Annotated in this window: 18 protein-coding genes, 1 tRNA gene and 1 pseudogene; 13 read left to right on the plus strand and 7 right to left on the minus strand. The window is 69.0% G+C overall.

Annotated elements, in window-relative coordinates:
• Positions 1–9 precede the first annotated feature (9 nt).
• The 5 genes from ispH to radA all read left to right on the plus strand — a co-directional run bounded on the left by ispH (position 10) and on the right by radA (position 5246).
• Positions 10–975 (plus strand): 4-hydroxy-3-methylbut-2-enyl diphosphate reductase, encoded by a 966-nt coding sequence (gene ispH / locus U8331_RS06215; protein ID WP_481132728.1) that lies wholly within the window; start codon positions 10–12, stop codon positions 973–975.
• Positions 976–1019: 44 nt separating this feature from the next.
• Positions 1020–1095: transfer RNA gene (locus U8331_RS06220), tRNA-Thr, on the plus strand.
• A 213-nt stretch (positions 1096–1308) separates the two neighbouring features.
• Positions 1309–2583 (plus strand): Vi polysaccharide biosynthesis UDP-N-acetylglucosamine C-6 dehydrogenase TviB, encoded by a 1275-nt coding sequence (gene tviB, locus U8331_RS06225; RefSeq protein ID WP_481132729.1) that lies wholly within the window; start codon positions 1309–1311, stop codon positions 2581–2583.
• The gene (locus tag U8331_RS06230; RefSeq protein WP_481132730.1) at positions 2584–3732 is read left to right on the plus strand and encodes an SDR family oxidoreductase; all 1149 of its coding nucleotides are present in this window, start codon (positions 2584–2586) and stop codon (positions 3730–3732) included.
• A 101-nt stretch (positions 3733–3833) separates the two neighbouring features.
• Positions 3834–5246 (plus strand): DNA repair protein RadA, encoded by a 1413-nt coding sequence (radA, locus tag U8331_RS06235; protein ID WP_481132731.1) that lies wholly within the window; start codon positions 3834–3836, stop codon positions 5244–5246.
• Between the two features lie 384 nt (positions 5247–5630).
• Here radA and U8331_RS06240 read toward each other — a convergent pair whose 3' ends face one another.
• The 5 genes from U8331_RS06240 to U8331_RS06260 form a co-directional block, all read right to left on the minus strand.
• Positions 5631–7190, minus strand: coding sequence for a DHA2 family efflux MFS transporter permease subunit (locus U8331_RS06240; RefSeq protein ID WP_481132732.1), 1560 nt, complete (start codon positions 7188–7190; stop codon positions 5631–5633).
• A 17-nt stretch (positions 7191–7207) separates the two neighbouring features.
• Positions 7208–8398 (minus strand): EmrA/EmrK family multidrug efflux transporter periplasmic adaptor subunit, encoded by a 1191-nt coding sequence (locus tag U8331_RS06245; RefSeq protein WP_481132733.1) that lies wholly within the window; start codon positions 8396–8398, stop codon positions 7208–7210.
• Positions 8395–9903 carry an efflux transporter outer membrane subunit gene (locus U8331_RS06250; protein WP_481132734.1) on the minus strand — a complete coding sequence of 503 codons (1509 nt, stop codon included), beginning with the start codon at positions 9901–9903 and terminating at the stop codon, positions 8395–8397. The genes U8331_RS06245 and U8331_RS06250 overlap by 4 nt, the downstream gene beginning before the upstream one ends.
• Positions 9904–9906: 3 nt before the next feature.
• Positions 9907–10353, minus strand: coding sequence for a MarR family winged helix-turn-helix transcriptional regulator (locus U8331_RS06255; RefSeq protein ID WP_481132735.1), 447 nt, complete (start codon positions 10351–10353; stop codon positions 9907–9909).
• An 80-nt stretch (positions 10354–10433) separates the two neighbouring features.
• On the minus strand, positions 10434–11219 hold the full coding sequence (locus tag U8331_RS06260; RefSeq protein ID WP_481132736.1) for a cytochrome C assembly family protein: 786 nt from the start codon (positions 11217–11219) through the stop codon (positions 10434–10436).
• A 181-nt stretch (positions 11220–11400) separates the two neighbouring features.
• Between U8331_RS06260 and ffh the strand changes: the two genes are divergently transcribed.
• From ffh to U8331_RS06290, 6 genes are all read left to right on the plus strand, one after another.
• A complete protein-coding gene (ffh, locus tag U8331_RS06265; protein ID WP_481132737.1) occupies positions 11401–12765 on the plus strand; it encodes a signal recognition particle protein in 1365 nt (454 codons plus the stop codon).
• 90 nt (positions 12766–12855) lie between these two features.
• Complete coding sequence (gene rpsP / locus U8331_RS06270; RefSeq protein WP_481132738.1) at positions 12856–13113, plus strand: 30S ribosomal protein S16; 258 nt, start codon at positions 12856–12858, stop codon at positions 13111–13113.
• Between the two features lie 37 nt (positions 13114–13150).
• Positions 13151–13666: a ribosome maturation factor RimM gene (gene rimM / locus U8331_RS06275; RefSeq protein WP_481132739.1), complete on the plus strand. Its 516-nt coding sequence runs from the start codon at positions 13151–13153 to the stop codon at positions 13664–13666.
• 10 nt (positions 13667–13676) lie between these two features.
• Positions 13677–14432, plus strand: a complete 756-nt coding sequence (trmD, locus tag U8331_RS06280; protein WP_481132740.1) for a tRNA (guanosine(37)-N1)-methyltransferase TrmD — start codon at positions 13677–13679, stop codon at positions 14430–14432.
• A gap of 104 nt (positions 14433–14536) precedes the next feature.
• Entirely contained in the window at positions 14537–14938 is a 402-nt protein-coding gene (gene rplS / locus U8331_RS06285; RefSeq protein ID WP_481132741.1) for a 50S ribosomal protein L19, read from the plus strand.
• A gap of 248 nt (positions 14939–15186) precedes the next feature.
• On the plus strand, positions 15187–15597 hold the full coding sequence (locus tag U8331_RS06290) for an RNA-binding S4 domain-containing protein (protein ID WP_481132742.1): 411 nt from the start codon (positions 15187–15189) through the stop codon (positions 15595–15597).
• A gap of 295 nt (positions 15598–15892) precedes the next feature.
• Here U8331_RS06290 and U8331_RS06295 read toward each other — a convergent pair whose 3' ends face one another.
• Both U8331_RS06295 and mutS read right to left on the minus strand, forming a co-directional pair.
• A complete protein-coding gene (locus tag U8331_RS06295) occupies positions 15893–18046 on the minus strand; it encodes a TonB-dependent receptor family protein (protein ID WP_481132743.1) in 2154 nt (717 codons plus the stop codon).
• Between the two features lie 404 nt (positions 18047–18450).
• Positions 18451–21003, minus strand: coding sequence for a DNA mismatch repair protein MutS (mutS, locus tag U8331_RS06300; RefSeq protein ID WP_481132903.1), 2553 nt, complete (start codon positions 21001–21003; stop codon positions 18451–18453).
• A gap of 249 nt (positions 21004–21252) precedes the next feature.
• Here mutS and U8331_RS06305 point away from each other — a divergent pair.
• Together U8331_RS06305 and lexA are read left to right on the plus strand one after the other, a co-directional pair.
• Positions 21253–21678: pseudogene (locus U8331_RS06305) on the plus strand (CinA family protein); the annotation flags it as partial.
• A 55-nt stretch (positions 21679–21733) separates the two neighbouring features.
• The gene (lexA, locus tag U8331_RS06310; RefSeq protein ID WP_481132744.1) at positions 21734–22378 is read left to right on the plus strand and encodes a transcriptional repressor LexA; all 645 of its coding nucleotides are present in this window, start codon (positions 21734–21736) and stop codon (positions 22376–22378) included.
• Positions 22379–22451: the final 73 nt, after the last annotated feature.

Below are 22451 nucleotides of genomic sequence, written 5' to 3' on the forward strand. Positions count from 1 at the left end.
AATCCGCGGATGGACCTCATCCTCGCCAATCCCCGCGGTTTCTGCGCCGGCGTCGACCGCGCCATCGAGATCGTCAACCGCGCGCTGGAGACCCTGGGCGCGCCGATCTACGTGCGCCACGAGGTGGTCCACAACAAGTTCGTGGTCGACGACCTCAAGCAGCGCGGCGCGATCTTCGTCGAGGAGCTCGACGAGGTGCCCGACGGCAATACAGTGATCTTCAGCGCCCACGGCGTATCCAAGGCCGTGCGTGCCGAAGCCGACCGGCGCGGGCTCAAGGTGTTCGACGCCACCTGTCCGCTGGTGACCAAGGTCCACCTCGAGGTCTCGCGGCAGTGCCGCGCCGGCCGCGACATGGTCCTGATCGGCCACGAAGGGCATCCCGAGGTCGAAGGCACCATGGGACAGTGGCAGCGCGAGTCGGCCAGCGGCGAGCTTCAACGCGGCACGATCTACCTGGTCGAGGACCTCGACGACGTTGCCCGCCTGCAGGTCGAGCAGCCCGACCACCTGTCCTACACCACCCAGACCACGCTGTCGGTCGACGACACCCGCGAGATCATCGGCGCGCTTCGGGCACGGTATCCGTCGATCGAGGGGCCCAAGAACGACGACATCTGCTACGCCACCCAGAACCGCCAGGACGCCGTGCGCGAGCTGGCCGGGCGGTGCGACCTGATCCTGGTGGTCGGTTCGGTCAACAGTTCCAATTCCAACCGCCTGCGCGAACTCGCCGAGCGCCAGGGCATCGAGGCCCACCTGATCGACGGCGCGGACGAGATCGACCCGGCCTGGGTCACCGGTCGCCAGCGCATCGGTATCACCGCCGGAGCGTCGGCGCCCGAAATCCTTGTCCGCGGCGTCATCGACCGTCTGCGTGAACTGGGGGCCGGCTCGGTCACCAGCTTGGAGGGTGAACCGGAAAACATGGTCTTCGCCCTGCCCAAGGAACTGCGCGTCCAACTGGTTTCATGATCGATTGACCCGCCACGACGCGCCACCTAGAATTCCGCCTCTTGGCCGGAGTAGCTCAGTTGGTAGAGCACGTCATTCGTAATGATGGGGTCGTAGGTTCGATTCCTATCTCCGGCACCAAGTTTTCAAGACCCGCTCCGGCGGGTCTTTTTTTTTTGCGGAGTTCCAAGATGGGTTTTTGCGCACCGCGCCCGGAGTCGCGCCGCGAAGGCTCCGGAGATCGCAGGCGCCACATCATGGATGGGTGAAGCTGCGTGGACGAAGTGGCACCTGATCCGCGGTTCTCGCGTTCTGAGTGTGCAGGGATCAGCAGCCTTGCACACAGGGGACCGCATGCCGTCCATGGAAAACGCCCGCATCGCCATCATCGGCCTGGGCTATGTCGGGCTGCCACTGGCGGTGGAGTTCGGCAAGCATTTCGAGACTGTCGGCTTCGACATCAACCAGTCGCGTATCGACGAGTTGCGTGACGGACGCGATGGCACACTGGAGGTGTCACCTGCGGAGCTCGCCGGCGCGGTTCGGCTCGGTTTCACGAGCGAGTTGCATGACCTCGCCGGTTGCAACGTCTACATCGTCACCGTTCCCACGCCGATCGACTCGGCCAAGCGGCCGGACCTGACACCGCTGATCCGCGCCAGCGAAGCGCTCGGCCAGGTGCTGTCGGACGGCGATGTCGTGGTCTACGAGTCGACGGTGTATCCCGGCTGCACCGAAGAGGTCTGCGTACCGATCCTCGAGCGGGTGTCCGGGCTCAAATTCAACCAGGATTTCTTCGCCGGTTACAGCCCGGAGCGGATCAACCCCGGCGACAAGGAGCATCGGGTCACCAGCATTCTGAAGGTGACCTCCGGCTCGACCCCGGAGGCGGCCGAATTCGTCGACCGCCTGTACGGCAGCATCATCACCGCCGGTACCCACAAGGCTAGCAGCATCAAGGTCGCCGAGGCGGCCAAGGTCATCGAGAACACCCAGCGCGACCTCAACATCGCGCTGGTCAACGACCTGGCGATCCTGTTCAACAAGCTGGGCATCGATACCCTGGAAGTGCTGGAAGCGGCGGGTACCAAGTGGAACTTCCTGCCATTCCGGCCGGGGCTGGTGGGCGGGCACTGCATCGGGGTCGACCCGTATTACCTGACCCACAAGGCGCAGGAGATCGGACACCACCCCGACGTGATCCTTGCCGGGCGCCGGACCAACGACGGCATGGGCGCCTACGTCGCCGGCGAGGTGATCCGGCTGATGGTGCGCAAGGGTATCAACCCGGTCGGCGCCCGCGTGCTGGTGCTGGGGCTGGCCTTCAAGGAGAACTGCCCGGATCTGCGCAACACCCGCGTGGTGGACATCGTCGCCGCGTTGCGCGGCTACAACACGCAGGTCGACGTATGCGACCCGTGGGTGGACGCGGCGCAGGCGCGGCACGAATACGGGCTGGAGCTCGCCGAGCCGGAACACGGGATGTACGACGCGGTGATCGTGGCGGTGGGCCACGACAAGTTCCGTCAGCTGGGAACTGAAGGGATCCGGGTGTTCGGGCGGCCGGCATCGGTCCTTTATGACGTCAAGTATCTATTGCCAAGACATGCCGTCGACGGGAGGCTCTAGATGGGCGCGCGATACGAGGATGTGAAAACCGGGCTGATGACCCAACCCCGGACGTGGCTGGTAACCGGGTGCGCGGGCTTTATCGGTTCAAACCTGCTCGAGGCTCTGTTGGCCTTGGGACAGCGCGTGGTGGGGGTGGACAACTTTTCGACCGGGTTCCGCCACAATCTGGAAGAGGTGCAGGCAGCCGTCACAACGGAACAATGGAAGCGCTTCGACTTCATCGAGGGCGATATATGCGACCTCGACACGTGCCGACGTGCCTGTGCATCGGTGGACCACGTGCTGCACCAAGCTGCGCTCGGTTCCGTCCCCCGCTCGCTGGAGAACCCGATCGCGACGAACCGATCAAACATCGATGGCTTTCTTAACGTGCTGTTGGCAGCACGTGACGCCCAGGTACGTAGTTTCACCTATGCCGCCAGCAGCTCCACCTATGGTGACCACCCCGGATTGCCGAAAGTCGAAGAGCGGATCGGCAGGCCCCTGTCCCCATACGCTGTAGCGAAATACGTCAACGAGCTGTATGCCGACGTCTTCGCACGCTGCTATGGGTTCCCGAGTATCGGGTTGCGCTACTTCAATGTGTTTGGAAAGAGGCAGAGCCCGAATGGTGCGTATGCGGCAGTCATTCCGAAATGGACGGCGGCCATGATTCGGGGCGAAGACGTGCGCATCAACGGCGATGGCGAGACCAGCCGGGATTTCACCTTCATCGACAACGCCGTGCAGGCGAACCTGCTTGCTGCCACGGCACCGCCGGAGGCGCGAACCCGGGTGTACAACATGGCGGTGGGCGAACGGAACACGTTGAATCAACTGTTCGATGCCATACGCGGTGCACTCGGGTGCCATGAGGTTGCCTATGATCGGAAGCCGGTGTACGAGGATTTCCGAGCGGGCGACATACGACACTCCCTGGCCGACGTCAGTGCAGCGCGTGCGGCGCTGGGCTATCGACCTACCCATGACCTGGCAGCTGGACTGGAGTCTGCAATGGCGTGGTATCTGCGAAACCTGGCGGATTGCCCGCGTATGACGGACCAGCACTCCCCCCCGTTAGGGGGGCGGCGTACTCCAATTGCCCAGCCCGTGCCAGTGCGAGTGCCCACATCCGTAGAGGCGTTTCCACCTGTCGCGATCGGATAGGAAAATCGTTCGCTGTCTTTCCTGCCAGAGGAGCTTGCCGTCTCACCTGTGGAGAATGTTGCCAGCTACCCTGTAGCTTCCTGCTACCACCGCTGCTGTGCATGTCCATCGCGAAAACAAAATCCGCCCCCAAGGCCAAGGTCGCCTACGTCTGCAACGATTGCGGCGCGGACCACTCCAAATGGCAGGGCCAGTGCGCGGAATGCGGCGAATGGAACACGCTCAGCGAGTTCGTGATCGAGTCGGCCGCCGCGCAGAAGGCCGGTGGCGCCGGGGCGTCGCGGCGTAGCGGCTGGGCCGGCAAGGTCGACCCGCCGAAGGTCACCGCGCTCAAGGACGTCGCCCATACCGAGCACGCGCGTGTTTCGACCGGCATCGGCGAGCTTGATCGGGTACTGGGGGGCGGGCTGGTCAGCGGCGCGGTGGTGCTGGTTGGCGGTGACCCGGGCATCGGCAAGTCGACGCTGCTGCTGCAGGCGGTGGCGAAGATGGCCGGCACCTTGCCCGCCTTGTACGTGACCGGCGAGGAGTCGTTGTCGCAGGTCGCCGGGCGCGCGCAGCGGCTGGACCTGCCGCTCGAAGGCATCAACGCGCTTGCCGAGACCGGAGTCGAGAAGATCCTCGAGCAGGCGGTGGCGACGAAGCCGGGGTTGATCGTCGCCGATTCGGTGCAGACGCTGTGGACCGAATCGCTGACCGCGGCGCCGGGTTCGGTCAGCCAAGTCCGCGAGAGCGCGGCGCGTCTGGTGCGCTACGCCAAGGAGACCGGCACCGCGGTGTTCCTGGTCGGCCACGTCACCAAGGAAGGCGGCATCGCCGGCCCGCGCGTGCTCGAGCACATGGTCGACGCGGTGCTGTATTTCGAGGGCGAGTCGGGCAGCCGGTTCCGGGTGCTGCGCGCGTTCAAGAACCGCTTCGGCGCGGTCAACGAACTGGGCGTGTTCGCGATGGGCGACAAGGGCCTGCGCGAAGTGCCCAACCCGTCGGCGATCTTCCTGTCCGGCAGCGCAAGCCCGCAGCCGGGCAGCTGCGTGATGGTCACCCGCGAGGGCACGCGCCCGCTGCTGGTCGAGGTGCAGGCACTGGTCGATTCGTCGCCGCTGAGCAATCCGCGGCGGGTCGCGGTCGGCATGGAAGGCAACCGGCTGGCGATGCTGCTGGCGGTGCTGCACCGGCACGGCGGTGTCGGGGTGGGCGACCAGGACGTGTTCGTCAACGTGGTCGGCGGCATCCGCGTGCAGGAGACCGCGGCCGACCTGCCGGTGCTGCTGGCCGTGCTGTCGAGCCTGCGCGACCGGCCGCTGGCCGAGCGCACGATCGTGTTCGGCGAAGTCGGCCTGTCCGGCGAGATCCGTCCGGTGCCCAATGGCGAGGACCGGTTGAAGGAGGCCGCGACGCACGGATTCAAGCGGGCGATCATCCCCAAGGCGAATGCCCCCAAGGGCGGGCGCATCGGTGGGATGGAAGTGGTTGGCGTCGAGCGCCTGGCCGAGGCGCTGGAAGCGGCGGAGTAGGGTTGCGGTCGGTCAGGCGGGTTGCAGGATGCGGATCGGCGCGGGTCGGGGAAGATTTTCCCGACTGTAGGAGCGGCTTCAGCCGCGATCCGGTGGTCGTTCGCCCGCGCCGACGAAGCCGCTCCTACAGACAGATGCGAGGCGATCAACTGGCGCTCTTGTGTAGGAGCGACGTCAGTCGCGACCTGGCAGCGGCCTCGGCTCTCTGCGCGGTCGCGACTTACGTCGCTCCTACGACAGGCGCCAACGCGAGATCCGGCCGGCTCCGACGCCAGCGTGGTCGGCTTCCCGGGTTTCGGGTTATGGGTCTGGGTTCCCGGATTGCCGGGCCGCCAGCCGCCAGCCGCCGAGCAGCCGAGCAGCCCGATCCACCCGCAACCACCATCAGTGCCCGCCGGCGGCCGCCGCGCCGCCCTTCGCCGCGAACGGCGGCTTCGCCAGCCACACGAACGCGATCACCACCAGGAACAGGATTCCGAGCAGGTGGAAGATCTCGTTGAATCCGATCTGCGCGGCCTGCTGCGAGATCATCCCGTTGAGCATCATCGCGCCACGCTGCACGTCGCCCTGGCCCAGCGCAGCCACCGTCTGCTGCATCGCCGGGTCGTGCGCGCCGATGTGTTCGGTCAGCTGCGCGTGGTGGATGGTGCCGCGCTGGTTCCAGGCCCAGGTGGTCAGCGACGCGGCGAAGCTGCCGCCCAGGGTGCGCACGAAGGTGGCAAGGCCTGAACCGGCGGCGATCTCGTGCGGCTCCAGGTCCGACAGCAGGATCGTCAGGACCGGCATGAAGAACAGTGCCACCCCCAGCCCCTGCAGCAGTTGCACCTCGGCCACGTGGGCGAAATCGACGTCGAGGTTGAAGCCGGCGCGCAGGAAGCTGGTCAGCGCCATCACCACGAAGGCCACGCTGGCCAGAATCCGCAGGTCGAAACGCATCGCATACTTGCCGACCAGCGGCGTCAGCAGCACCGGCAGGATGCCGATCGGTGCGGTCGCGAAACCGGCCCAGATCGCGGTGTAGCCGAGATTGCGCTGAAGCCACAGCGGCACCAGCAGGCCGACGCTGAAAAACGCCGAGTACGCCAGCACCATCGCGATGGTGCCGCTGGTGAAATTGCGGTGGCGGAACAGCCGCAGGTCGACGATCGGGTCCTTTTCGGTCAGCTCCCAGATCAAGAACACCGCCAGCGCGAGTGCCGCGGTGATCGCCAGAACGATGATTTCGGTCGAGGCGAACCAGTCCTTCTCGTTGCCCAGGTCCAGCACCAGCTGCAGCGCACCCACGCCCAGCACCAGCGTGGCGAGGCCGACGTAGTCCATCTTTGGCTTTTCCAGCCGTTCCGGCCGACCCTTGAGCTGGCGCCCGACCACCAGGCTGCAGAAGATGCCGATCGGCACGTTGATCAGGAAGATCCACTCCCAGCTGTAGTTGTCGGTGATCCAGCCGCCGAGGATCGGACCGGCGATGGGCGCGACCACCGTCACCATCGCCAGCAGCGCGATCGCCTGCCCACGCTTGTGCGGCGGGTAGACCGAGATCATCAGCGCCTGGGTGATCGGGTACATCGGCCCGGCGACGAAGCCCTGCAGCGCGCGTGCGCCGACCAGTGTGCCCATGCTGCCGGCCAAGCCGCACAGCAGCGAGGCGATCGAGAACAGCAGCGTCGCCCACATGAACAGCTTGCGCTCGCCGAAGCGGCGGGTCAGGAAGCCGGTCAATGGCAGTGCGATCGCGTTGCTGACCGCGAACGAGGTGATCACCCAGGTCGCCTGGCTGCCGCTGCCGCCGAGGTTGCCGGTGATCGCCGGCAGCGACACGTTGGCGATGGTCAGGTCCAGCACCTGCATGAACGAGGCGAGCGCCAGCCCGATCGTGGTCAGTGCGAGGTTCGGCGGCTGGAAACCGCCCGCGGCGGTCGCGGGTTTGGGAGGGGAAGTCGACATGGCGGTTCGGCGGCGGCTCAGCCCTGGCGCTCTCCGGCGAGGTTCTCGCGCACGATCTTCTCGATCAGCGCGTCGGCCTCGCCCAACTGGCGGGCATAGGCGTCGGTGGTCAGCACCGGCGTGGTGGCCGGGGCCCGGGCGAGCACGGCGCCGTCCTGGTCGTGCAGGTCGACCTCCACGCTCATGCTCAGGCCGAGGCGCAGCGGGTGCTCGACCAGCTGCTCGCGGTCGAGTTCGATCCGCACCGGCACGCGCTGGACGATCTTGATCCAGTTGCCGCTGGCGTTCTGCGCCGGCAACAGCGAGAACGCGCTGCCGGTGCCCATGCCAAGGCTGGCGATGCGGCCTTCATAGGTCACGTCGTCCCCGTACAGGTCGGCATGCACCTCGACCGGCTGGCCGATGCGCATGCGCGCGAGCTGGGTTTCCTTGAAGTTGGCTTCGACCCACATCTGCTCGAGCGGCACGATCGTCATCAGCGAGGCGCCCGGCTGCACGCGCTCGCCCAGCTGCACGCTGCGCTCGGCGACATGGCCCGACACCGGCGCGACGATGGCCGCGCGCTGCAGGTTGAGCCAGGCCTGGCGGAGCTGCGCGGCGGCCGCCTGCACCTGCGGCTGCTTGGCCACGGTGGTTTCATCGACCAGCGCGCGGCTGCGCGAGAGCTGCCCGCGAGAGGACGACAGTGCGGCTTCTGCGCCGGCCAGCTGGTCGCGCGCATGGGCGAGTTCCTCGGCCGATACCGCGCCGCTGGCGACCAGCCCTTCGCGTCGCGCCACGTCGGCGCGCGCGCGGGTGACGGCGACGCGCTGGGCGGCGAGTTCGGCCTCGCCGGCGTCGACCGCGCTGTAAAGCCCGCGTACCTGGCGGACCGTGCTCGCCAGGTTGGCGACGGCCTGTTCGTAGGCGACCCTGGCGTCGTTCGGGTCGAGCTGCACCAGCACCTGGCCGGCCTCGACCTTCATCCCGTCGTCGGCGCCGATGCTGACCACGGTACCGGCGACCTGCGGGGTGATCGCGACCACGTTGCCTTCGGCGTACGCATCGTCCGTGTCTTCGTGCCAGCGCGCGACCAGCAGGTACCACGCGGTCCACGCGATCGCGGCCACCGCCACCACGGCGGCGAGGATCAGCAGCGCCCTGCGGCGCTTGCTGCGGGTCGGGGCCGGTGCCGGAGCGCCGGCGTTCGGATTGATTTCGGTGGTCATGGCGAGGAGCTTCCAGCAGGTACGGACGTGGGGGTTGCGGTGGTATCGATGTCGGTCGGAGCGACGGGGGCGAGACCACCGCCGAGAGCGCGATGCAGGTCGACGCTGGCGACCAGCCGCTGCGCGCGCAACGCGGCGAGTTGCTGGTCGAGCTGGGCGAGCGGGCGTTCGGCGGTCAGCACGTCGAGCTGGTTGCCGAGGCCGGCGCGGTAACGGGCGCCGGCTATCCCTGACGCCGACGCCGCGGCGTCGCGTGCCTGGCTGGCCGCCGCGATCTGGAGGTCCAGCGAGCGCGCGGCCTGCAGGGCGTCGGTGACCTCGCGAAGTGCTTCGACCAGTTGCTGGTTGTAGCCGGCGACGGCGAGGTCCTGCGTGGCGCTGCTTTCGGCAAGCTGGCTGCGCAGACGGCCGCCGTCGAAGATCGGCAGACTGATCGCGGGGCCGCCCTGCAGCAACAGGGCTTCGCTGCCGAACAGGTCGGAGAGGCTGCCGCCGGCGAGCCCGGCCATCGCGGCGAGGTTGACGCTGGGACGGAACGCGGCTTCGCTGGCCTTCACGCCCTCGCGCGCGGCCTCGACCCGCCAGCGGGCGGCAACCACGTCGGGCCGGTGGCCGAGCAGCTCGCTCGGCAACACGTCGGGAAGGCCCGGCACCGGCCCGGTGAGCAGTCGGGGCCGTTCGATCCGTTGTCCGCGGTCGGGGCCTTGGCCGAGCAATGCGGCCAGTGCGTTGCGGTGGCTGTCGATCCGGTTCTGCGCGGCCTCGGCCTGCTGGCCGGCGGCGGCGATCGCCCCCTCGGCCTGGCGCAGCTGCAGCTGGTTGTCGAGACCGGCCTGGACCCGCGCCTGGCCGAGCTCGAGCAGGCGCTCGGCGCGTTCCCGGTCGGCGAGCGCCGCATCGCGCGTTTCGAACGCCTGCGCCAGGGCGATGTAGGTGCGGGCGACGTTGGACGCCAGCGTCAGCCGCGCGGCCTGCGCCTCGACGTCGGCCGCGCGGGCCTGGCCGAGCGCCGCCTGCCAGCGCGCGCGTTGGCCACCCCACAGGTCCGGGCTCCACGACAGGTTCAGGGTCAGCAGGCCGACCGCGTTGAATTCACCGCCGATCGGCGGTTCCACCACGCTCTCCGGAATCAACAGCCCGGACACCTGCGCGGACGCGCCCACGGTCGGCTTGCGCGCCGCATCGGCGAGCCCGGCCTGTGCGAGCGCCTGCCGCGCGCGGGCGTCGGCGGCATCCAGGCCGGGATTGCCGGCGAGCGCCTCGCCCACCAGTGCGTCGAGCTGCGGGTCACCGAATGCGGTCCACCAGTCGGCCCGCGGGAACGCGGCGTCGGACAGGCGTGCGGTCGCGAGGCTGTGGTCGGCGGCAAGGGTGTCCGCGTCGAGCAGTTCGTCCTGCGGCACGATGCCGCCGGTGCTGGCGCAGCCGACCAGCAGCGCCAGCGCGAGTGCCGGCAACACGGGCTTCAGCCCGCGGACCGGCGGGCAGGATCGTAAGGCGTTCATGGGTCAGGAACCGGTAGGAGTGAGGTTGTCGCGGACGCGGCCGAGCAGGGCGAACAGCTGCTCCCGCTCGGCGGCGTCCAGTCCGTGCATCGCACGCTCGCGGACGCGTTGCCCGCAATGGTTGACGTCTTCCCACATCGCCGCGCCCGTGGGCGTCATGGCGATGTGGACGGCCCGGCGGTCGTTGGGGTCGACGGAGCGGGTGACCAGCTGCCGGGCCTCGAGCCGGTCGAGCAGGCGCGTCATCGCGCCCGGGTTGAGTTCGGCCGCGCGGGCGAGGTCGGTGACCCCGGCCGAGCCGGTGGCGAGCCGTTTCAGGACGATGTACTGGCTGAAGGTCAGTTCGTGCCCGGCCGCCTGCAGCTCGCGCTCCATCCGCGCCCACATGGCGTCGCGGATGTGCCGGAACATCAGTCCGAGCGTGGTGGCGGAGGTGGGGATGGCGGTCACCGCGCTATTTTATTGCGTCCGCAATATTTGTCAATGCAATTAAACACGCGAAAGGGACCGGCTGCGTGGCCGCGAGCCGCTTACCGCCCGTAGTCCAGCACCAGCTCCAGCACGAACTTGCTGCCGAAGAACGCCAGTACCAGCAGCGCCATCGCCGCCAGCGTCCAACGCACGGCGGTGCCGCCGCGCCAGCCGTAGCGCCAGCGCCCCAGCAGCAATCCCCCGAACACCAGCCACGACAGCACGCTCAGCACGGTCTTGTGGACGAGGTGCTGGGCGAACATGTCGGCCACGAACAGCGCGCCGGTCAGCAGGGTGGCGCTGAGCAGGACGAAACCGACGGCGATCGTCCGGAACAGGAGGACCTCCAGCTCCACCAGCGGCGGCAACGCGCGCAGCCAGGCGTGGAACTCGCGGCGGCGGAGGGCGCGCTCCTGCAGCCAGAGCATCAGCGCGAGCAGGGCGGCGACGGCGAGCGTCGCGTAGGCCAGCAGGGCCAGCCAGGCGTGCAGCTGCAGGCGCCAGTCGAGCGGCTCGGGGGCGACGTGGCCATATGCCCGGTAGCCCACCAGCGCGGCGGCGGCCAGCGGGAATACCACCACCCCCAGCGCCGCCATCCGCCCTCCGGCACCGACCAGCGCGGTCAGCACCGCCATGCCGAGCCCCACCAGCGACAGCGCGGCGAAAAAGTGCAGGTCCGCGCCGCCCGCGTCGTGCCACGCCAGCGCGTGGGCAATGGCGTGCAGCACGATGGCCGCGCCCGCCGGGAGCAGCCAGCTGCGCCCGCGGCCGTCGCGTTGCACGTTCACCACCAGCAGGCCGCTGGCGGCGAGATAGAGCAGGGCGGCGATGAGAACGATTGTCATCCGTGGAGTGTCGCACAGCGGCGTGGCCGCAAGGCCCGGCAACGTGTCCCGGTTGCGGGGTGCGTCGGATGGCCTTAGGCCGGCCACACCGCGGCCTTCCAGCCCGGCCCGGGGCTTTGCCACCTGTGCGACCGCTATAATCGGCCTCTTTGCTTCCACTGCCCCGGCAAGGTTCCGCCTCATGTTCGAATCCCTGACCCAGCGCCTGTCCGGCACCATCGAGCGCCTGCGCGGCCGCGGTCGGCTGACCGAGGAGAACATCCGCGAGTCCCTGCGCGAGGTCCGCATCGCCCTGCTGGAGGCGGACGTCGCGCTGCCCGTGGTGCAAGCACTGATCGAACGGATCAAGGTCCGTGCGGTCGGCCAGGAAGTGCTCAAGTCGCTGACCCCGGGCCAGGCGCTGATCAAGGTCGTGCGCGACGAGATGACCACGGTCATGGGCGCGCAGGCCAACGACCTGAACCTCAACGTCCCGGCGCCGGCGGTGATCCTGATGGCGGGCCTGCAGGGCGCGGGCAAGACCACCACCGTCGGCAAGCTGGCCAAACACCTCAAGGACAAGCGCAGGAAGAAGGTGATGGTGGTGTCCGCCGACGTCTACCGGCCGGCCGCGATCGCCCAGTTGGAGACCCTGGCCAGGCAGGTCGACGTCGCGTTCTTCCCGTCGCAGGCCGAACAGAAGCCCGAAGCTATCGTCCGCGCCGCGATCGACGACGCCAGGAAGTCGTTCGTCGACGTCCTGATCGTCGATACCGCCGGCCGCCTCGCGATCGACGAGGCGATGATGGCCGAGATCCAGGCGCTGCATGGCGCGGTCAAGCCGACCGAGACCCTGTTCGTGGTCGATTCGATGACCGGCCAGGACGCGGCTACCACCGCCAAGGCGTTCGGCGAGGCGTTGCCGCTGACCGGCGTGGTGCTGACCAAGACCGACGGCGACGCCCGCGGCGGCGCGGCGCTGTCGGTGCGCTACGTGACCGGCAAGCCGATCAAGTTCATCGGCGTGAGCGAGAAGCTCGATGGTCTGGACGTGTTCCACCCGGACCGTGTCGCCAGCCGCATCCTCGACATGGGCGACGTGCTGAGCCTGGTCGAGCAGGTCGAGCAGCAGGTCGACAGGGACAAGGCCCAGAAGCTGGCCGAGAAGGTCGCCAAGGGCAAGAAGTTCGACCTCAACGACATGCGCGACCAGCTCGAGCAGATGCAGAACATGGGCGGTCTGAGCGGGTTGATGGACAAGCTGCCGGGCATCGGCCAGATCCCCGATTCGGTGAAGCAGCAGGTGACCGGCAAGGAGGTCCCGCGGCTGGTCGCCATCATCAACTCGATGACCAAGAAGGAGCGCCGCAACCCGGCGTTGCTGAACGGTTCCCGCCGCAAGCGCATCGCCAGCGGCGCCGGCGTCACTCCCGCCGACGTGAACAAGCTGATGAAGCAGTACCAGCAGATGGAAAAAATGATGGGCAAGCTGGGCCGCGGCGGCATGAAGGGCATGATGCGCGGCATGCGGGGGATGATGGGCGGCCGCGGCGGGATGCCGTTCTAGCCCGGGCTGGTTCCCTCGGGCGGAAAACCCTTTATACTTGCCGGCTTACCCCGCCATCCCGGCGGCTGGGCAACACAGGAAAGCAACCCCATGGTCAAGATCCGACTGACCCGCGGCGGCGCCAAGAAGCGTCCGTTCTACCACATCATCGTCACCGACAGCCGCAGCGCCCGCGACGGCCGCAACATCGAGCGCGTCGGTTACTACAACCCGGTCGCCACCGGCGGCGAGAAGCGCGTCGAGCTCGACCTCGAGCGGGTGAAGCACTGGGTTTCCAACGGCGCGCAGCTGACCGACAAGGTCGCCGTGCTGTACAAGGAAGCGGCCAAGACCGCTGCCGCAGCCTGACTTGACGGGCCGCCCGCGTGGCGGCCCGCTTCCGGCAATGAACGATCAAGGGCGTCGCATCCTCCTCGGCAGGGTGGCCGGCGCCCTTGGTTTGCGTGGCGAGGTCAAGCTCGAATCCTGGACCGACCCGCGCCCCGCCATCTTCGGTTACCAGCCCTGGACCCTGCGCGATGCGCGCGGACAGGAGCACCAGGTCGAAGGCGTGCGCGGGCACGAGCAGGGCAAGCACCTGGTCGCGAAATTTCCCGGCGTTGACGACCGCACCGCGGCCGAGGCGCTGCGCGGGCTGGAGATCCACGTCCCGCGGGATGTCCTGCCGCCGCCGAAGCCCGGCGAGTTCTACTGGGCCGATCTCGAAGGTCTCCGGGTGGTCACTGTTGAAGGTGTCGACCTCGGCAACGTTTCGCACCTGTTCGCCACCGGCGCCAACGACGTGCTCGTCGCGCGTGACTCCGAGCGCGAACGGATGATCCCGTTCGTGCGGCCGCAGTTCGTCACCGACATCGATCTCGACGCCCGCACGATCACGGTCGACTGGGACCCCGACTTCTAGTCGCGTCGCCATGCGCATCGACGTCATCAGCCTGTTTCCCGAGTTCGTCGCACAGTGCGCGGCGTTCGGCGTGACCGGCCGCGCGGTCGAGCGCGGCCTGCTGGCGCTGCACGGCTGGAACCCGCGCGACCACGCCGAGGGCAACTACCGCCGGGTCGACGACCGCCCGTTCGGCGGCGGCCCGGGCATGGTCATGCTGATCGACCCGCTGCGCGCCAGCCTCGCCGCTGCGCGCGCGGACGATCCGACCCCGGCCCGGGTCATCTACATGAGCCCACAAGGCGCTCCGCTGACCCAGGCGAAGGTGCGCGAGCTGGCGGGGCACGAGCGCCTGGTGCTGCTGTGCGGCCGTTACGAAGGGGTCGACGAGCGCTTCATCGAGGCCGAGGTCGACGAGGAGATCTCGATCGGCGACTACGTGCTGTCCGGTGGCGAGCTCGCCGCCGCGGTACTGGTCGACGCCATGGCCCGGCTGCAGGACGGCGCCCTGAACGACGCGGCGTCGGCCCTGCAGGACAGTTTCGAGGACGGCCTGCTGGACTGTCCGCACTACACCCGGCCGGTCGAGCACGAGCTGGGCACGGTGCCCCCGGTGCTGATGTCGGGCAACCATGCCGAGATCGCCCGCTGGCGCCGGCAGCAGTCCCTGGTGCGGACCCTGCAGCGACGGCCGGACCTGGTCGACGAGGGGGCGCTCTCGAAAGCCGACCGCAAGCTGCTGGAAGCGTGGCGGGGCGGACAGGCGGGCCGGGCGGCTAACTCCTAGCCACGCAAGGATTTTTGCCGCTATAATGCGCGGCTTAGCTGCATCCACGCCATGACGCGGGTCCACGTGCACTCGCGCAACAACTAATCCAACAGGCCGTCACCATGAACAAGCCCTCGCTCAACACGCTGCTGCAGAACTTCGAATCCGAACAGGTCCAGCGCGAGCTGCCCGCCTTCAGCCCGGGCGACACCGTCGTCGTCAACGTCAAGGTGAAGGAAGGCAACCGCGAGCGCGTCCAGGCCTACGAGGGCGTGGTCATCGCGACCAAGAATGCCGGCCTGAACTCCGCCTTCACCGTGCGCAAGATCTCGCACGGCTTCGGCGTCGAGCGCGTGTTCCAGACCCACAGCTCCACCATCGACTCGGTCGAAGTGAAGCGCCGCGGCAAGGTCCGCGCCGGCAAGCTGTACTACCTGCGTGGCCTGGAGGGCAAGAAGGCGCGCATCAAGGAAGACTTGGCCGCCTACGCCAAGGCGAAGGCCGAGGCCGCTGCCGCGGAGTAATCCGCGCAACGCGCCCAGCGCACCAAACGGCCGCCTCCGGGCGGCCGTTTGCGTTTGGGCTGCGGCCCGGTTTCCGTGCCGGGGTTTTGTAGGAGCGGCTTCAGCCGCGATCCGATCATCGTTCACCCGCGCCGATGCCAGATCGCGGCTGAAGCCGCTCCTACAAAATCACGACTTTGACCGTCATCCGTCGTCGAACGCCTCTTGGGTTCACGATCACCACCCGAGGCGTTCCTACAATCACCCCCATGACGTCGACCCCCTCCGACCCTGCCGCCTCCGTCCGCCTCGACCTGTGGCTCTGGGCGGCGCGGTTCTTCAAGACCCGCAGCCTTGCCCGCGACGCGATCGAGCACGGCAAGGTCGAAGTGGGCGGTCAGCGCCCCAAAGCGTCGCGCGCGGTGCGGGTCAGCGATGTGTTGCGGATCGGGCGCGGCGACGAGGTGTTCGAAGTGGCCGTGCTCGGCCTGAGCGACAGCCGCGGCCCCGCGAAGGTGGCGCAGACGCTTTACGCGGAGTCGGCCGAGTCACGCGCCGAGCGGGAACGCTTGCGCGCGCTTCGCGCCGCCGAACGCGCCGGCTACCGTCCGCCCGAAACCAAGCCCGACAAGCGCGCTCGCCGGCTGATACGCGCCCTGGGTGACATCGACGCCCTGTAGCCCCGGGTTCCTCTAGGAGCGGCTTCAGCCGCGATCCGGCAATCGGTCGCCCGCATCGCTCCCACGATCGCGGCTGAAGCCGCTCCTACAAGGGCCCCGAAATACCGTGAATCGTCTGTAGGAGCGACGTGAGTCGCGACCCACTGACAACCCGATCACGCCGCGATCAACGGGATCCGCCGACCGGGCGAATACACCAGCGGCCAAAACCGGTCGCGCTTCGGCAACCGGTGCGCCGCCCCGCCACGTGAAAAGCACACCCATCCGCCGCGGCAGATTGCGGGCCAACGCCCCATCACCGGAACGCCTTCGCCGCACTCAATCCCACCACCCAGTGGCGCCCCGGCGCCGGCTCGAAGTAGCGCCCGCCACTGGCGTTGACGATCACCGACCCGACGACATCGCGGTCGAACAGGTTGTTGATCCGCGCAAAGCCGCGCCACTCCAGCCCCGCGGCCTCGAAGCGGCGCTCGGCGGCGAGGTCGAAGCTGGCATAGGCGGGTGCGGCCGCGCTGTTGGCGTCGTCGGCGTAGACCCTGTCGACGAAGCGCCCCTGCAGCATCACGTCGGTGGCGTGGAACGGGCTCCAGCGCAGTTCGGCCCACGCGGTGTGGCGCGCGAGCCCCGGGATATGGCGGCCATCCTCGATCACGATGTCGTCCTGCGCGCACGGCGGGGCGCCGCAGACGGCGAAGTCCTCGGCGAAGCGCGCGTCGAGGAAGGTGTATGCGCCGGCGACGTGCCAGCGCGGCGCCAGCTCGCCCTGCAGCGCCAGCTCGGCACCACGGCGCACGGTGGTGCCGGCGTTGTCGTAGACGCTGCGGCCGCCCTCGTTGGCGGCGACCACCAGCTCGTCCTCGGTGCGACTGTGGAACAAAGCCGCCGAGTACGCCCAGTCCGCGCGGCGGGCACGCAGGCCGAGCTCGTAATTGCGGCTGCGGGCCGGTTGCAGGGCGTCGTTGAGGCCGCCCTGGCCATCGCTGCGGTAGGCCAGCTCGGAGAAGGTCGGGGTCTCGAAGCCGGCACCGGCGTTGGCGTACACGCTCAGCCACGGGGTGGCGCGGAACAGCACGCCGGCCACCGGCGAGGTGCGCGAGTACTCCAGCGAGCCGCTGTCGTCGGGGTTGATGCCGGTCACGAAACGGTCGTCGGACTCGAACTCGACCCGGCTGCGGCGCACGCCGAGGTCGATCCGCCAGCGTTCGGCCGGCGTCCATTCGGCTTGCAGGTAGGCGTCGTTGCCGGTGACGCGGTTGTACTCGTCGCGGCGCAGTGCACCGACCACGCCGACCTCGTCGCCGATGAAATTCTCGAAGCCGAGGCGGTGTTCGTCGGAGACCTCGTAATCGAAGCCGGCGGTCAGCGCGAACGGCCGTCCGGCAAGGTCGGTCGACCAGCGCCATCGGCCGTCGACGCCGTGGTAGTCGCGGTCCAGGTCGATCGCGCCGCCGTTGTGCAGCGGGTTGGAGCGCTGCACGAACACCGGGACCGACAGCATCTGGGTGGTCGCGCGGTTGCCTGCCCAGGCGGTGACCGCGAAGGCGTGGTGGGCCGAGACGTCCTGCTCGAAGCGGGCGCCGAACTGGTCCTGCCGCACGGTCTTGCGGGTGTCGAAGGCCAACGCGCCGTCGCTCGCGGCGCGGCGGTCGCCCCGGAGTTGCTCCTGCGTGAGGCCCTGCGGGTCGTCGGCCTCCACGTCCAGCCCGTTGAACAGCAGGGTGAAGCGGCCGCCATCGCCGATGGCACCACGCATCAGCGCCTGCCCGCTGGCCCGGCGCGCGGCGCTGTGGTCGCGGTAGCCGTCGCTGTCGATGTCGACGAGGTCCAGCAGCAGGTCGCCATCGTCGTCGCGACCCCACGGCGTGTGGAACGACAGCGAGCTTCGCCGCAGGCCGTCCGCGCCCGCGGTGTAGCCGGCGCGCACGGTCGGGTCGGCCGGCGCGGCGGCAGTGAACAGTTCGATGACACCGCCGGACGCATTGCCGTACAGCGCCGAGAACGGCCCGCGCAACACCTCGATGCGGCCGGCCGACTCCAGCGGGAAGTGCGAGACCTGGCCCTGGCCGTCGGGCATCGTCGCGGGAATGCCGTCGGTGTACAGCTGCACCCCGCGCACGCCGAACGCTGCGCGCGCACCGAAACCGCGGATCGACACCTGCAGGTCCTGCGCCTGGTTCTGGCGGTCGCGCGCGACCACGCCGGGCACGCGCTGCAACGACTCGGACAGATCGATCTTCGGCTGTGCGCGGTTGATCTCGTCAGCGCCGATCACGTCGATCGCGGCCGGGACGAGCAGGGCGTCGGTGGGGCTTCGGGTCGCGGTGACGACCACGGCGTCGAGGTCGGTGGCGGTGTCGGCGGCGGTCGGCGACGGTCCAGGCGATTGTGCTGCGACGGCGGGCGGCAGCAGGGCGGCGGTTAGAGCGAGCGCGAGGGCAGTGAAGCGCATGGGCATCCTTTCGGGGCACCGGCGGCGGCGCGGGCAGCGGCGCGTGGCCGGGACGGGAGGCGGGGGGTAGGAGCAGTGGACGAGGTGGGGATTGGGGCGGGAAGACGGTCAGGTGTTCGTTGCGAGGGCTGGCCCGGCTCGCCAGCCACCATAAGCAGGGTGGGTGGCCGGAGGAGTGAAGGCGATTGCTCCCACTCGCGCATTCCGGTGGCTTTGTCGCCGACCGGTTTGGAAGCCGCTTGGCGCAAACCGCGTGTGCCGCCTCGTCGTTCGAAGCAGCGTTGATGTAGGAGCGACGTGAGTCGCGACCCGCCGAACGTTCGGGGCCATGTACAAGTCGCGACTCACGTCGCTCCTACAACACGCGTCGGAAAAGCGGCTGGCAGGCACCACCTGCCCGCGCCTCACCCCAGCGACTTCAACCGGTACAGCGCTTCCAGCGCCTGCTTCGGCGTCAGCTCGTCCGGGTCGATCGCCGCCAGCGCGTCGAGCGCCGCCGACGACGGCGCGAACAGCCCGATCTGCTGCGGCTGGTCGAGCGCGGCGGCGGCCATCGACGGCTTCGGTGCGTCGCGGCTCTGCTGTTCCAGTTCCGCCAGCCGCCCTCGCGCCTGCGCGACCACCGCCTTCGGCAGGCCGGCCAGCGCAGCCACCTGCAGGCCGAAGCTGCGGTTCGCCGGGCCGTCCTTGACCGCATGCATGAACACCAGCGCGTCGCCGTGCTCGACCGCGTCCAGGTGCACGTTGGCGATGCCGCTGCCGCCGCTGCGGTTGGGTTCGCCGGCCAGTGCGGTCAACTCGAAATAGTGCGTCGCGAACAGCGTGTAGGCGCGGTTGGCGTGCGCGAGGTGCCGCGCGCAGGCCTCGGCCAGGGCGAGGCCGTCATAGGTCGAGGTGCCGCGGCCGATTTCGTCCATCAGCACCAGCGACTGCGCGGTGGCGTGGTGGAGGATGTAGCTGGTCTCGCTCATCTCGACCATGAAGGTCGACTGTCCGCGGGCGAGATCGTCGCCGGCGCCGATGCGGGTCAGGATGCGGTCGACCGGGCCGATCACCGCGCGCGACGCCGGCACGAAGCTGCCGATGTGGGCGAGCAGCACGATCAGCGCGTTCTGCCGCATGTAGGTGCTCTTGCCGCCCATGTTGGGGCCGGTGATCACCAGCATCCGGCGATCCTCGTGCAGCACCAGGTCGTTGGGTTCGAACGGCTCCTCGCGCACTGCCTCGACCACCGGGTGGCGGCCGCGCTCGATGGTGATGCCGGGTTCCCCGGAAAGCTCGGGTCGCGCCCAGTCCAGCAGTTGCGCGCGTTCGGCCAGACAGGCCAGCACGTCGAGCTCGGCCAGCGCCGCGGCGCAGCGCTTGAGCGGCTCGAGCCGTTCGCCAAGCACGTCGAGCAGCTGCTCGTACAGCAGCCGCTCGCGTGACAGCGCCCGCTCGCGTGCCGACAGCACCTTGTCCTCGAAGGCCTTGAGCTCCTCGGTGATGTAGCGCTCGGCGTTGGTCAGGGTCTGGCGGCGGGTGTAATGCGTCGGCGCCTTGGGCGCGTGGGCCTTGCTGACTTCCAGGTAGTAGCCATGAACGCGGTTGTAACCGACCTTCAAGGTCGGGATGCCGCTGGACTCGCGCTCGCGCGCTTCGAGGTCGACCAGGAACTGGTCGGCGTGGGTCGAGAGCCGGCGCAGTTCGTCCAGTTCGGCGTCGTAGCCCCCGGCGAACACCCCGCCGTCGCGCGCCAGCACCGGCGGCTGCTCCACGACCGCCGACTTCAGCAGGTGCGCGTGTTCGTCGTGTTCGCCGAGTTCGGCGGCCAGTCCGGCCAGCCGTGGCGAGTCGAGCGGGGCGAGCAGGGCGCGCACGTCGGGCAGCAGGCCGAGACCGTCGCGCAGGGTCGACAGGTCGCGCGGGCGGGCGCTGCGCAGGGCGATGCGCGACAGGATGCGTTCAAGGTCGCCGAGCGCGCGGAAGCGCTCGCGCAGGTCTTCGCCGGCGCGCGAGTCGATCAGTGTCTGCACGGCCTGGTGGCGGCGCCGCAGCACGTCGCGGTCGCGCAGCGGGCGGTGCAGCCAGCGCCGCAGCAGCCGGCCACCCATCGGAGTGACGGTCGAGTCGAGCACGCCCAGCAGGGTGTGGCGGTTGTCGCCGTCGACGCGGGTGTCGAGTTCGAGGTGGCGGCGGGTCGCGGCGTTCATCGCGATCGCGCCGTCGCCGGATTCGACCGCGATCGCGGTCAGGTGCGGCAGGCGCTGCTTCTGGGTCTCTTCGACGTAGCCCAGCAGCGCGGCCGCGGCGGCGATGGCCAGCGGCTTGTCGTCGATGCCGAAACCACTCAGGTCGTGCAGGCCGAAGAACCGCAGCAGTTGGCGCCGGCCGCTGTCGGCGTCGAACAGCCACGGCGCGCGCCGGCGCATGCCGCTGCGGTCGGTGACGAAGCCGGGCCAGCCGTCCTCGTCGGCGCACAGGGTCTCGGCCGGTTCCAGCCGGGCCAGCTCGGCCTCGAGTGCGTCCTCGCTGGCGACCTCGTTGACCAGGAAACGGCCGCCGGCCAGGTCGGCCCAGGCGATGCCGTAGCCGTGTTTGCCGCGCGACACCGCCAGCAGCAGGGTGTCGCGGCGCTCGCTCAGCAGCGCCTCGTCGGTGACCGTGCCGGGGGTGACGATCCGCACCACCTTGCGCTCGACCAGCCCCTTGCTCGCGGCCGGGTCGCCGATCTGCTCGCAGATCGCCACCGACTCGCCCAGCGCCACCAGCCGCGCGAGGTAGCCCTCGGACGAGTGGTGCGGCACGCCCGCCATCGGGATCGGCTGGCCGCCGGAGCTGCCACGCTGGGTCAGGGTGATGTCGAGCAGCCGGGCCGCCTTGCGCGCGTCGTCGAAGAACAGCTCGTAGAAGTCGCCCATCCGGAAGAACAGCAGCACGTCCGGATGCTCCGCCTTGGCGGCGAAGAACTGCTTCATCAGCGGGGTGTGTTCGGCGGTGCGCGGAGCGGTCGCGGCGTCGGAAGTCGGCACGGAATTCTGCGGTCTGGCGAGGGGCGCGGCCCGCGCGATGGCGGTGGGCCGTGCCGCCCAGTATGCCAGTCGGCCGGTGCCGCTCCGACCCTCCGCGCAGCCCCGCGTTATAGTCCGCGCATGAGCAAAGACGTCTCCGATGCGACCCTCCGCGACCTCGCCCGGCAGGTCGGCGAGGCCGCACGCCGCCACCACCACCGCCTGGTCACCGCCGAGAGCTGCACGGGCGGCTGGATCGCCAAGACCCTCACCGACATCGATGGCGCGTCCGACTGGTTCGAGTGCGGCATGGCGGCCTACAGTTACGAAGCCAAGCAGGCGCTGCTGGGCGTGCAACCGCATACGCTCGAACAGCACGGCGCGGTGAGCCGCGAGACCGTCATCGAGATGGTATCGGGCGCGCTGGTGCACTCCGGCGCCAGCCTGGCCGTGGCCGTGACCGGCATCGCCGGCCCGACCGGCGGCACGGATGACAAGCCGGTGGGGACGGTGTGGATCGCCTGGAAACGCCGGGGCGGCTACCCGACCGCCGTCGTATTCCACTTCGACGGCGACCGCGAGGCGGTGCGCCGGCAGACGGTGGCGGCAGCGCTGCACGGGCTTCTCGAGCTCGCCGTCTGAAAAGGGCGACGACGGACTTGCGGAAGGCGCTTTCCCGTTAGTAGTATTGCTACTAATGAACGATCTCTCCGACACCCGGCAGGCCATTCTCGCGTTCATCGCCGAGCGCATCGCCGTCGATGGCATGCCGCCTTCCCAGACCGAGATCGCCCGCACCATGGGCTTTGCCAGCGTCCGGGCCGCGCAATACCACCTCGAGGCGCTGGAACAGGCCGGTGCGATACAGCGTGTGCAGGGCAAGGCTCGTGGCATCCGGCTGATGCGCGCGCCGGGAGAAGTCGCCGCTGCGGATGAGCTGGCGCGCGAGGTCGACGACGCGCTGCGGCTGCCGGTACTCGGCCGGGTCGCCGCCGGCGCACCCATCGGCGCGGACGCCGGCGTCGACGACTACGTGCTGCTCGACCGCAACCTGTTTTTTCCGTCGCCGGACTACCTGCTCAAGGTCAAGGGCGATTCGATGCGCGACGAGGGCATCTTCGATGGTGACCTGATCGGCGTGCATCGCACGCCGGAGGCGCGCTCGGGCCAGATCGTGGTCGCGCGCATCGACGACGAGATCACCGTCAAGCTCCTGAAGATCGGCAAGGACCGGATCCGCCTGATGCCGCGCAACCCCGACTTCGACCCGATCGAGGTGTTACCGGACCAGGACTTCGCCATCGAGGGGCTGTACTGCGGGCTGGTGCGGCGTGGTCGTTGACGTGGAGATATTCCGACGCGCAGCGCGGCGGCTCCCCATGTTTCGATCATCGATTATCCGATCGTGCCGATGT

It is taken from the genome of Lysobacter sp. CC-YZS074, from assembly GCF_056739745.1.